Below are 12737 nucleotides of genomic sequence, written 5' to 3'. Positions count from 1 at the left end.
ATTCTTGAACTAGAAATAATATACATTGCGCTCCTTTTTTATCTATGATAGAATTTCTCCATACTAAAGAACTTAATGATGTACAAATATTCTATATATTAGCTCTTATCAAGAGAGGTGGAGGGATGTGCCCGATGAAACCCGGCAACCGACAAGGAGATTTCCTTGGAAAGGTGCCAATTCACACAAAGTTTAATTACTTTGGAAGATGAGAGAAAGGCCTGTTTCTTCACCTGCCTTTCTGCTCATGCAGAAAGGTTTTTTCTGTTTTAATGGGGAAAACATGTGCATGATATGAGAAACAGACTAATAATGTAGAGAAATTAACTAAGTTCATAGGTTTTATTGGATAAAAGAGGTGAGGATTAATGATTACATTGACGAAAGTCAGTAAGCTGTTCCGAACAGGAAAAGGAAACAGTGAGACGATCAAGGCTGTAAATAATGTGAATGTTGAAATAAATAAAGGCGAGATTTTCGGTATCATCGGTTACAGTGGAGCGGGGAAAAGTACTTTGATCAGAATGCTCAATGGATTGGAAACACCCACAGAGGGATCCGTTGTGGTGGCTGAGAAGGAAATTTCAAAAATTAAAGGGGCTCAGCTCCGTAAGGCCCGTCAAGAAATCAGCATGATTTTCCAACATTTCAATCTATTATGGTCAAGGACCGTTCAGGAAAATATTTCTTTCCCATTGGAAATTGCAGGAGTTTCTAAAACTGAACGAACCAAGCGTGTGAACGAATTGATCAAGTTAGTCGGACTGGAAGGCAGGGAAAAGGCATATCCTTCACAATTAAGCGGAGGGCAAAAGCAAAGGGTGGGAATAGCCAGGGCTCTGGCAAATGACCCTAAAGTGCTGCTGTGTGATGAAGCGACATCTGCCTTGGATCCGCAGACTACCGACTCCATACTCGAATTGCTTGTTGACATCAATCAGCGTCTAGGATTGACGATTGTCTTGATAACACATGAAATGCATGTAATACGTAAAATCTGTCATCGTGTCGCCGTGATGGAAAACGGGCAAGTTGTTGAACAGGGTCCTGTCCTGGATGTTTTCAAGAATCCTAAAGAACAAATGACGAAGCGTTTCGTGCAGCAGGTAACGGAACCAGAAGAAACGAAAGAAACGATGGACCATTTGCTCGAACGTTATCCTGCAGGCAAAGTGATTCAATTGACCTTTGTTGGTGATCATGCTGAAAGCCCGTTGATCACCAAGCTTGTACGTAACTTCGAGTTGGATGTCAATATCGTTCAAGGTAAGATATCCCAAACAAGAAGCGGTTCATATGGAACATTGTTTATCCATCTTGATGGCAAAGAGGATGAAATGCTCCGCGCAATCGAATTCATTAAAGCACAGCAGGTAGGCGTGGAGGTGATTACTCATGCTTGAAGAATTATTGCCGAATGTTGATTGGGAAGACATTATTGAAGCAACGAAAGAAACGCTTTACATGACAAGCGTCTCTGTAGTGGCAACCCTTTTTATAGGCATAATATTAGGATTGATCCTGTTCTTGACAGGGAAGGGTAATATGTGGGAAAACCGGATAGTCAACGGGGTCATGAGTGCTGTCGTTAATATATTTCGTTCCATTCCATTCCTTATTTTGATCGTGTTGCTCATTCCTTTCACTAAAGCACTTGTCGGGTCCATGATCGGAGAGAACGCTGCACTGCCGGCACTTATTATCGGTTCGGCCCCATTTTATGCGCGTATGGTTGAAATCGGCCTTCGTGAAATCGATAAAGGTGTAATTGAAGCCGCTAAATCTATGGGGGCAAAAACGAGCACGATCATTTGGAAGGTCCTTCTTCCAGAGTCGATGCCTGCCCTTATTTCCGGTATAACGGTAACATCGATTGCATTGGTTGGATATACCGCAATGGCCGGGGTCATCGGCGCAGGCGGACTTGGTAATCTAGCCTTTTTGGACGGCTATCAAAGAAATCATAATGACGTTACGCTTGTAGCGACTATCGTTATTCTAATTATCGTCTTCATAATTCAAATTATTGGAGATGTGATTACATCTAAATTGGACAAAAGATAAAGGGAGATGAATAGGATGAAAAAGTTTTTAGGATTTGCATTAATTTTAGTGTTATCTATCGCTTTGGCTGCTTGTGGAAGTGAAAAAGATAAAAGCGGCAGCGATACGGAAAAAGAACCGAAGAAATTAGTTGTAGGGGCATCCAATGTTCCGCATGCTGAAATCCTTGAGGAAGCTAAGCCGCTTCTTAAAGAAAAAGGAATCGAATTGGAAATCGAAACATTCCAGGACTATGTTTTACCGAATAAGGCGTTGAATGATAAGGAATTGGATGCCAACTATTTTCAACATATACCTTTCTTAGAGTCGGCAATTAAAGAGAATGGATATGATTTCGTCAATGCGGGCGGGATCCACATCGAGCCTATCGGTTTATATTCACAAAAATATAAAAGCATCGATAAACTTCCTGATGGAGCAACGATCATTTTAAGCAGCTCTGTCGCTGACCATGGGCGTGCTTTATCACTTTTAGAAAAGAATGGCCTCATCAAGTTGAAAGAGGGCGTCGATAAAACGACAGCTACAACTAAAGACATCGTTGAAAATAAGAAGAACCTTAAATTCGACGCTGACTATGAAGCGGCATTACTTCCGAAAATCTATGAAAGCGGCGAAGGCGATGCTGTTTTGATCAACTCTAACTATGCAATCGACGCTGGATTGAATCCATTGAAAGATTCAATTGCGATTGAAGATTCCGAATCACCTTATGTGAATGTCATCGCAGTAAACAAAGGCGATGAAAATAAAGAAGAAATCAAAGCGCTTGTAGAAGTATTGCATTCTAAAAAAATTCAAGATTTCATCCTTAAGGAATACAAAGGTGCGGTTGTACCAGCGGATAAATAATTCAAGAATGGCGGCCTGATTTTATTCAGGCCGCAGTTTGTAGACAAAAAGGTTTCGGAATGGTCTCATTCCGAAACCTAATGAATAGGCAAACTGTTTTGTTCGTTCATCTTTTACATAATGCGTCGCTCATAATTTTTTCCGAACTTAGAGAAGTGGGGCACTTTATCATGGAACCCGTAACCTAAAAACTAACGGTATCATGTTGATTCCAACTCCTTCAATCGTTTTATGCATGGAGCGAATAAAGACTGTAGGCAAAAGTTCTATCTGATTGTTTAGTCTTAGTGGATTGGAACGGAAGGTACGAGACTCCTGCGGCAAAAGCGGGTCCAAGGGAGACCCCGCAGTGCGCTAAAGCGCCGAGGAGGCTCCCGGACCGCCCGCGGAAAGCGAGTGCCTGAAGTGGAAAGTAACGTTCGAATTTTAAAAACCTAAAAAAAAATGTAGACAAACTCAATTATCATCGAGTTTGTCTACAGCCTGCGGCCTGATTTAATTCAAGCCGTTTTTTATGTTTAATCATGAAAGTGAAGGGTATAGAGATAATGAAGGCATTAAAATGATACACAAATTTGAAAGGATGGTTCACTATCAATACTCTAGATTTAAATGTAACAAGCGAAATGGAAAAGGCGATGCAGTCTTCACATGGGATTGGCTACAGTGAGTACAGTAGAAACTTAGACCTCCGTATCGAGGTTGAGAAAGAACGGGATAGGGAACATGTAAAGTGCAATAAAATGGTCCAGGACCTACAACGCAAAATTCACGGATAAGCATATAAAAGAGTTCTTTAAAAGATCGGTCTGTAGAGGTAAAATGGAAAGTGGTCCATAAATAAGGGTTGCCTTATTGGATAAACTTACATAATGCCTGACAGTCCGTTTTTTTTTTTTTTTTTAAAGCGGAACGTTCATACCTTGCAATCGAATTCTTTGAACATATATTAATAAGGATGGAGATTTGCTGAATAATAAGATAATTTTAACAAAAGCTAAAATAAGTATGAATATGCAGTAAACAGGCTATATCTGTTAGTATTGTAAGAATAGGACGGGTTTTAAACATGGCAGAAGTGGAAACCTCTATCTATTTAGTTGATTCCAAATTGGATTTGTTATAAAATTGGAATGAGAATAAAGTGAGAATGCTTTTACGTAAAATTATAGTAAAGAAAGTAATCTTTACTTTCTGGTAATAAAATTGGAATTAGTTCACGGAGGTATTATTATGACAGCTTCTACATTAACGGTTAAAGATCTTCACGTATCAATTGAAGGTAAAGAGATTTTAAAAGGGGTAAACCTTGAAGTCAAAGGTGGAGAAATCCATGCGATCATGGGACCAAATGGAACTGGTAAATCCACTTTATCATCAGCAATCATGGGTCACCCTAAATATGAAGTGACTAGCGGAAGCATCACATTCGATGGCGAAGATGTATTGGAAATGGAAGTAGACGAGCGCGCTCGTGTCGGTCTATTCCTAGCTATGCAATATCCAAGTGAAATCAGCGGTGTTACAAATGCTGACTTCTTGCGTTCTTCCATTAATGCACGCCGTGAAGAAGGCGATGAGATTTCATTGATGAAATTCATCCGTCAAATGGACAAAAAAATGGAGTTCCTTGAAATGGATGAAGATATGGCGCAACGCTATTTGAATGAAGGATTCTCAGGCGGAGAGAAAAAACGTAACGAGATTCTTCAATTAATGATGATCCAACCTAAAATTGCAATCTTGGATGAAATTGATTCAGGTCTAGATATCGATGCACTTAAAGTCGTTTCAAAAGGAATCAACGAAATGCGCGGAGAAGACTTTGGATGCTTGATCATCACTCACTACCAACGTCTATTAAATTACATCACTCCTGATTTTGTACATGTTATGATGCAAGGACGTGTCGTTAAATCAGGCGGTCCTGAACTTGCTGCCCGCTTGGAAGCGGAAGGTTATGACTGGATTAAACAAGAATTGGGCATTGAAGACGAAACTGTTGGCGAAGAAGCGTAAGTAGGAGGATTTGCAATGACTACAGAAACGAAATTACCGTTTGAACAAGAGGATATAAGCTCCTATTCAACTAAAAATAATGAACCAGCTTGGTTATCCGAGCTTCGGATTCAAGCGTTTTCTGAATTAGAAAAGCTCCCGATGCCAAAGCCGGATAAAACGAAAATCGATAAATGGAATTTTACTTCTTTCCAGACCCATACGGTTGATAGTGAAGCTTTTGCCTCTTTAGAGGAGCTTCCGGAAGAAATTAAATCCATCATTGAAGAAAATGAAAACTTATACATTCAACGCAATAATACGCCGGCACATATCAATCTGTCAGCAAATGTGAAAGAACAAGGCGTCATTTTTACGGATATTTTAACAGCGGCTCGTGACCATGCTGAGCTCGTGCAAAAATATTTCATGAAAGACGGCGTTAAGATAGATGAACATCGTTTAACGGCACTTCATGCTGCATTAGTTAATGGAGGAGCATTCCTTTATGTTCCGAAAAATGTAGAAATCAAAGAGCCGATCCAATCGGTATTCCTATTGGATAATCCAGATGCTACACTTTTCAACCATGTCCTGATCGTAGCGGAAGATAATAGCTCTGTCACATATGTAGAGAACTACTTCTCAAGCGTTGAGTCTAACGAAGGTGTTGCCAACATCGTAACGGAAGTATTTGCAAATGCGAATGCCAAAGTGGAGTACGGAGCGGTCGATACCCTTTCTAAAGGCTTCACGACATACGTTAACCGCCGTGGAGTGGCAGGACGTGACGCTCGTATTGAGTGGGCACTTGGCCTGATGAACGATGGAAATACGATTTCAGATAATACAACATATCTAATGGGCGATGGCTCTCACGGTGATACTAAATCCGTTGTAGTCGGACGCGGGGAACAAAAACAGAACTTTACGACAGCGATCATTCATTATGGCAAACGCTCTGAGGGCTATATCCTTAAGCACGGTGTCATGAAAGAATCCGCATCCTCCATTTTTAATGGAATCGGAAAAATAGAGCATGGCGCTACAAAGTCTAATGCCGAACAAGAATCTCGCGTATTGATGTTAAGTGAAAAAGCGCGCGGGGACGCCAATCCAATCCTCTTGATTGATGAAGATGATGTAACGGCTGGCCATGCTGCTTCCGTCGGTCGTGTCGACCCGCTTCAACTGTATTATTTAATGAGCCGTGGTATTACTAAGAAAGAAGCAGAAAGACTTGTCATTCACGGATTCTTGGCCCCTGTTGTTAACCAGCTTCCAATTGAGGGAGTTAAAAAACAATTAGTAGCGGTCATTGAAAGGAAAGTACAGTAATGAACCCATACGAAATTCGTAAGCTTTTTCCGATATTAGATCAAGAAGTCAATGGTCAGCCATTAGTTTATTTAGATAGTGCTGCAACCTCTCAAAAACCGGCTGCAGTGATTGAAGCGATTGAGCAATATTACCGCGGATACAACTCGAATGTTCACCGCGGGGTGCATACACTTGGAACAAAAGCTACGGATGCGTATGAAGGTGCACGTGAAAAGGTACGTAAATTCATTAATGCTTCTTCTACAGAAGAAATCATCTTTACAAGAGGCACAACGACTTCTTTAAATACTGTAGCAAGAAGTTACGGTGGTGCAAATATTAAAGAGGGTGACGAAATCGTCATCTCCTACATGGAGCATCACAGTAATATCATTCCGTGGCAGCAGCTTGCCAAAGAAAAAGGCGCTGTACTGAAGTATATTCCGCTTCAAGAGGATTGCACGATTTCCCTTGAGGATGTTAGGGCAACAATTACGGACGCAACGAAAATCGTTTCCATCATGCAGGTTTCGAATGTGCTTGGTGTTATCAATCCTGTGAAGGAAATCGCGAAAATTGCCCATGAACACGGTGCTGTAATGGTAGTCGACGGGGCGCAAAGCACGCCGCACCTAAAAGTGGATGTCCGTGATCTGGATTGTGATTTCTTTGCCTTCTCAGGACATAAAATGGTCGGTCCAACAGGTATCGGCGTATTATATGGCAAAAAAGAACTTCTGGAAAAAATGGAGCCGATTGAATTCGGCGGAGAGATGATCGATTTTGTAGGTTTGCATGAGTCTACATGGAAAGAACTCCCGTGGAAATTCGAAGGCGGTACCCCAATCATTGCCGGCGCCATCGGCCTTGGTGCTGCAATTGATTTCTTGGAAGAAATCGGCTTGGATAATATTGAACGGCATGAACATAAGCTCGCCGCTTATGCAATGGAAAAAATGTCAGCAGTCGAAGGGCTGACCATATTCGGACCTAAAGATGCAGAAAAGCGTGCGGGTGTAATAACCTTTAATATTAATGACGTACATCCACATGATGTCGCTACCGTTCTTGATGCAGATGGAATTGCTGTCCGTGCCGGTCATCATTGCGCACAGCCATTAATGAAATGGCTTGACGTATCATCGACGGCAAGAGCAAGTTTCTATCTATATAACACGGAAGAAGATATTGATAAGCTCGTATCCGGGCTTGTTAAAACGAAGGAGTATTTCAGTAATGTCTTTTGATAACCTAGATACACTTTACCGACAAGTCATTATGGATCACTATAAGAAACCGCGTAATAAGGGCATGCTAGAGGATGGCAGCATGACAATCGATATGAATAATCCAACTTGCGGCGATCGGATTCGTTTAACGATGAAGATTGAAGATGGCAAGGTCAGCGATGTTAAATTCGATGGTGATGGTTGTTCGATATCCATGAGTTCGGCTTCCATGATGACTCAAGCCATTAAGGGCAAAGACGTGGATACTGCCCTAGCGTTATCCGAGACTTTTTCCTTAATGATTCAGGGAAAAGAATACGACGATGAGATGGACCTTGGGGATATTGAAGCCCTTCAAGGTGTTTCTAAATTCCCAGCCCGAATCAAGTGTGCTACCTTAGCTTGGAAAGCCATGGAAAAGGGATTGAAGGAATAATTAAATAAAAATGAGCTGTTGTAATTCAGCCATTTGAAATGGAGGAATACGAGCTATGGCAAAGAAAATGCCTGAAATCGGCGATTATAAATATGGCTTTGCGGATAAAGATGTTTCCATCTTCCGTTCAAAGCGTGGTCTGACAAAAGAAATCGTGGAAGAAATTTCTCGAATGAAGGATGAACCGCAATGGATGCTTGATTTCCGTTTGAAATCATTGGAGCATTTTTACAACATGCCAATGCCTCAATGGGGCGGCGACATGCAGAGCCTGAATTTTGATGAAATCACATACTATGTTAAGCCATCAGAGAAATCAGAGAAGTCTTGGGACGAAGTTCCTGAAGAAATCAAACAGACTTTTGATAAATTAGGAATTCCTGAAGCCGAACAAAAATATCTTGCCGGCGTATCTGCTCAATACGAATCAGAAGTGGTTTACCACAGCATGAAAGTAGAATTGGAAGACTTGGGTATCGTGTTTAAAGATACGGACTCGGCACTTCGTGAAAATGAGGATATCTTCCGTGAGCACTTTGGAAAAACGATCCCGCCCACTGACAATAAATTCTCTGCATTGAACTCGGCAGTTTGGTCAGGCGGATCTTTCATCTATGTACCAAAAGGCGTTAAAGTGGATACTCCGCTTCAAGCTTATTTCCGGATTAACTCTGAAAACATGGGGCAATTCGAACGTACGTTAATCGTTGTTGATGAAGGCGCATCCGTTCACTATGTAGAAGGTTGTACAGCTCCTGTTTATACAACTAACTCCCTTCATAGTGCGGTTGTTGAAATCGTCATCAAGAAAGATGCTTACTGCCGTTACACGACGATCCAAAACTGGGCAAATAACGTGTTTAACCTGGTTACGAAACGTGCGGTTTGTGACGCTAACGCAACAATGGAATGGATCGATGGTAACATCGGTTCCAAATTGACAATGAAATATCCTGCTGTCATCTTAAAAGGTGAAGGTGCTCGCGGTATGACATTATCGATTGCCATTGCCGGCAAAGGCCAACACCAAGATGCTGGAGCAAAAATGATTCACCTAGCGCCAAATACATCTTCAACTATCGTATCAAAATCAATTTCTAAACAGGGCGGTAAAGTAACATACCGTGGTATCGTTCATTTCGGACGTAAAGCGGATGGAGCTCGGTCCAACATTGAATGTGATACATTAATCATGGATAATCAGTCTACATCTGATACGATCCCTTACAATGAAATCTTGAATGATAACATTTCCCTTGAACACGAAGCGAAGGTTTCCAAAGTATCTGAAGAACAATTGTTCTACTTGATGAGCCGCGGAATTTCTGAGCAAGAAGCAACGGAAATGATCGTAATGGGCTTCATCGAACCATTTACAAAAGAACTTCCTATGGAATATGCGGTTGAAATGAACCGTCTGATCAAGTTCGAAATGGAAGGCTCCATCGGATAATAACCGACTGGCCTGCCTGTGAGGCGATTTAGGATAACCATTCATACAAAAGCCTGCCGGGTCTGACTGGCAGGCTTTTTGTTTTGATATTCACACCCTTATAACAAAGATTGGATATGTCTCAATAAGGGTAAAAAATAATAAAAGAAGAAGTCCAGTAATTGGGGCCTGTCCCAAAGGAGTGATGATGCAGATGATTTATGTTGGTGTGACCGGTTGGGGTGATCATGATAGTTTGTATCATGGCGGTGTGTCCCAGCGTGATAAACTCAAAGAGTACGGTGCTCATTTTCCCGTTGTGGAGGTGGATGCCTCATTCTATGCAGTCCAGCCAAAGAGGAACAGTGAAAAGTGGGTATCCGAGACGCCAGCATCATTCCAGTTTGTCGTTAAAGCCTATCAAGGGATGACAGGACATCAGCGTGGGGAAATCCCATTTGAAAGTAAGAAGGAAATGTTCAAGGCATTTTGCGACTCTCTGGAAGCTTATCAGAAGTCCGGCAAGCTCGCGATGGTCTTATTTCAGTTTCCGCCATGGTTTGATTGTAAACGGGAAAATGTGAATTACTTGCGATGGTGCAAAGCTGAAATGGGCGATATTCCAGCTGCCATTGAATTTCGGAATCAAAGCTGGTACAGGCCCAATGTATTCCAGCAAACTTTGGACTTTATCGAAAAGGAAGGCTGGATCCATACTGTATGCGATGAGCCGCAGGCTGGAGAGGGATCCATTCCTGTCGTTCTGCATGCCGCCGATAAAGATAAAACCCTGATACGCTTTCATGGCCGTAACCTGCATGGTTGGCAAAGGCCTTCTTCGGGTGATAATTGGCGTGAGGTCAGGTACTTATATAGATATAATCATCAGGAATTGACAGAATGGGTGGAGAAAATCAGGAAATTGGAAAAAGAATCCAAAGAGTTATATGTCCTGTTCAATAATAACTCAGGAGGAGATGCCGCTGATAATGCCAAACAAATGATCGAATTGCTTGGTATAGAATATGAAGGGCTGGCTCCTAAGCAGCTTGGTTTGTTTTAAGGGGAATTATATAATTAATAAAGAGATGATGTGACAAGCTAGAGAGGTAATATCCTCACAAACAGGTAAAGGCGGATTTCTTCATGGTATGGTTAGTATTAATTGGTATTGGATTATTAGCGGGAGCAATCGGCGCTCTTGTCGGTCTGGGCGGCGGCATCATCATTGTGCCTTCTCTTTTATATTTAGGTACATCTACGAATATTATTGATGAGCTGACTCCTCAGGTCGCTGTAGGTGTTTCAACCGTAATCATGATTTTTACCGGCTTATCTTCTACTTTATCTTATTTAAAACATAAGGTGGTGGATTATAAGGCCGGCTTAACCTTTTTTATTGGCAGTGCACCTGGTGGAATAATAGGGGCTTATGTGAATAAAAACCTTAACGCCGAAGCTTTTTCATTGTACTTTGGAATTTTCATGGTTTTCATGGCTATCGTGTTATTAGTGAAAAATCGTTTGAAGCCAATGCTTTTCAAGCCTGGAAAAGGGAAAATAGTGAAGACGTATAAAACGGAAAATGGGCATTCATTTTCCTATGGTTACCACCCCCTGTTAGCTGTATTGATTTCTTTTGTCGTGGGATTCAGCTCCGGGTTATTTGGAATTGGCGGTGGGGCCTTAATGGTTCCCGTTATGATGCTTCTATTCTTCTTCCCTCCGCATATGGCTGTAGCGACTTCGATGTTCATGGTATTTCTATCTTCCATCACTAATTCGATTACGCATATTTCCCTTGGAAATGTAAATTGGCCATATGCTTTTGCCCTGATTCCGGGTGCTTGGTTCGGTGCTAAATTGGGCGCATTCATCAATACGCGCTTAAAGAGTGCGTCGCTGGAAAATATGTTGAAAATAGTGCTGATAATCATTGGTTTACGTCTTATATATCAAGGTATTACAGGATAAACGAGGAGGAGAAATGATGTCAGAAATCATTCATTTGTATCACACCAATGATCTCCATAGTCATTTTGAGAATTGGCCTCGTATTGATAAGTTTCTTAAAGAAAGAAGACAACTTCATCAAGAAACGGGAGAAGAAGCGATCATACTGGATATAGGCGATCATGTGGACCGCTGGCATCCATATACAGAAGGTACGTTGGGTAAAGGAAATATTGAATTGCTTAATGAAGCGGGCTACCAATATGTGACCATCGGCAATAATGAAGGGATCACTCTACCTCATGATGCATTAGACTCCTTATATGATCATGCAAAGTTCAAGGTCTTGGCAGCCAATATTTATTACGGTGATTATGAAAGGCCGGAATGGGCGCTGCCATATTGGATACATACGACGGTAAAAGGCACCAAAATTGCCATGATAGGTTTGACAGCCTTTTTTCAAAAGTTTTATTCTGCGATGGGCTGGGAAATAACAGAACCATTCGTGGAGTTAAAGGCACAGCTCGAAAAGGTCAAAACAGAGGCGGATGTAATCATTATCCTTTCCCACCTGGGCATCCATGATGATGAGAGGATGGCAGAGGATTTTCCGGAGATTGACATCATACTTGGCGCGCATACCCACCACATCCTCCACCAAGGTAAATTGATCAATGATACACTCCTTTGCGGTGCAGGAAAATATGGTTTCTATGTTGGACAGGTGGAAATGACCGTCAATCAGGAAAAGAAAGTTAGCCATAAGCGTGCCATTCTTTATGATACCAATGACTTTTTGGAATTGGAGAATGAACGGTCATGGATTGAAGAGATATACCAGGCCGGAGGGGAAACGCTAAAACAGGTTGCAGTGGATTTACCCGAAGCACTGGATAATGATTGGTTCAAAGGAAGTCCTTTGACTGAACTCCTTGGGGATGCCCTAAGGGAGTGGACTCAGGCGGATTGTTCCTTTTTGAATGCCGGTCTTCTGCTCGAAGGGCTGCCAAAGGGACCTGTCACAAAAGGGGATATTCACAGGATCTGTCCACATCCTATCAATCCTTGCGTCGTTGAAGTTAATGGGAATGAATTAAAGGAAATCTTAATGCAATCGAGAAATGAGGAGTGGCCTCATATTCAGGTGAAAGGTTTCGGTTTCCGCGGAAATATCATGGGAGTCATGCATTATGATCAAATTGAATTTAATGAAATGGAGAATGGAATCGTAAAAGGGATACTTATAAAAGGGGAGAAACTGCAGACGGATAAGTCCTATAAACTTGCGATACCTGATATGTTCACGTTTGGGCACTTCTTTCCAAGTATCCAGCGCTCCAATCGCAAGGAATACTTACTACCGGAATTCTTACGGGATATCCTTTTATGGAAGCTGAAAAAAATATACACAAACACCAAACTCTAAATCACGGTTTCGCCCTTTTTTTCA

Annotated in this window: 12 protein-coding genes and 1 riboswitch; all 12 genes read left to right on the top strand. The window is 41.6% G+C overall.

Translation table 11 applies throughout. The annotated features are described in order from the left end of the window. The first annotated feature begins 102 nt into the window (after positions 1 to 102). Positions 103 to 215: riboswitch (SAM riboswitch) on the top strand. Between the two features lie 153 nt (positions 216 to 368). After that, positions 369 to 1403, top strand: a complete 1035-nt coding sequence (locus J7J00_RS13360) for a methionine ABC transporter ATP-binding protein (protein ID WP_214791256.1) — start codon at positions 369 to 371, stop codon at positions 1401 to 1403. After that, entirely contained in the window at positions 1396 to 2064 is a 669-nt protein-coding gene (locus J7J00_RS13355) for a methionine ABC transporter permease (protein WP_214791254.1), read from the top strand. Before J7J00_RS13360 ends, J7J00_RS13355 begins: the two co-directional genes overlap by 8 nt. A gap of 15 nt (positions 2065 to 2079) precedes the next feature. Continuing rightward, positions 2080 to 2916: a MetQ/NlpA family ABC transporter substrate-binding protein gene (locus tag J7J00_RS13350; protein WP_214791252.1), complete on the top strand. Its 837-nt coding sequence runs from the start codon at positions 2080 to 2082 to the stop codon at positions 2914 to 2916. Between the two features lie 626 nt (positions 2917 to 3542). Next, on the top strand, positions 3543 to 3695 hold the full coding sequence (locus tag J7J00_RS29040; protein ID WP_471802854.1) for a YuzK family famiily protein: 153 nt from the start codon (positions 3543 to 3545) through the stop codon (positions 3693 to 3695). Between the two features lie 454 nt (positions 3696 to 4149). After that, positions 4150 to 4935 carry a Fe-S cluster assembly ATPase SufC gene (gene sufC, locus J7J00_RS13345; protein ID WP_214791250.1) on the top strand — a complete coding sequence of 262 codons (786 nt, stop codon included), beginning with the start codon at positions 4150 to 4152 and terminating at the stop codon, positions 4933 to 4935. Positions 4936 to 4950: 15 nt separating this feature from the next. Next, a complete protein-coding gene (gene sufD / locus J7J00_RS13340; protein ID WP_214791248.1) occupies positions 4951 to 6252 on the top strand; it encodes a Fe-S cluster assembly protein SufD in 1302 nt (433 codons plus the stop codon). Next, positions 6252 to 7481 (top strand): cysteine desulfurase, encoded by a 1230-nt coding sequence (locus J7J00_RS13335; protein ID WP_214791245.1) that lies wholly within the window; start codon positions 6252 to 6254, stop codon positions 7479 to 7481. Before sufD ends, J7J00_RS13335 begins: the two co-directional genes overlap by 1 nt. Further along, the gene (gene sufU, locus J7J00_RS13330; protein ID WP_098371485.1) at positions 7471 to 7899 is read left to right on the top strand and encodes a Fe-S cluster assembly sulfur transfer protein SufU; all 429 of its coding nucleotides are present in this window, start codon (positions 7471 to 7473) and stop codon (positions 7897 to 7899) included. Before J7J00_RS13335 ends, sufU begins: the two co-directional genes overlap by 11 nt. A 55-nt stretch (positions 7900 to 7954) precedes the next feature. After that, positions 7955 to 9352 carry a Fe-S cluster assembly protein SufB gene (gene sufB, locus J7J00_RS13325; RefSeq protein WP_214791243.1) on the top strand — a complete coding sequence of 466 codons (1398 nt, stop codon included), beginning with the start codon at positions 7955 to 7957 and terminating at the stop codon, positions 9350 to 9352. Between the two features lie 193 nt (positions 9353 to 9545). After that, positions 9546 to 10394 (top strand): DUF72 domain-containing protein, encoded by an 849-nt coding sequence (locus tag J7J00_RS13320; protein WP_214791464.1) that lies wholly within the window; start codon positions 9546 to 9548, stop codon positions 10392 to 10394. Positions 10395 to 10477: 83 nt separating this feature from the next. Beyond that, the gene (locus J7J00_RS13315) at positions 10478 to 11305 is read left to right on the top strand and encodes a sulfite exporter TauE/SafE family protein (RefSeq protein WP_214791241.1); all 828 of its coding nucleotides are present in this window, start codon (positions 10478 to 10480) and stop codon (positions 11303 to 11305) included. Positions 11306 to 11321: 16 nt separating this feature from the next. After that, the gene (locus tag J7J00_RS13310) at positions 11322 to 12713 is read left to right on the top strand and encodes a bifunctional metallophosphatase/5'-nucleotidase (protein WP_214791239.1); all 1392 of its coding nucleotides are present in this window, start codon (positions 11322 to 11324) and stop codon (positions 12711 to 12713) included. The last annotated feature ends 24 nt before the right edge of the window (positions 12714 to 12737 follow it).

Source organism: Bacillus sp. ISL-4 (genome assembly GCF_018613275.1).
Lineage (GTDB): Bacteria > Bacillota > Bacilli > Bacillales > DSM-1321 > Peribacillus > Peribacillus simplex_E.
This window is presented reverse-complemented; position numbering and strand designations above follow the sequence as displayed.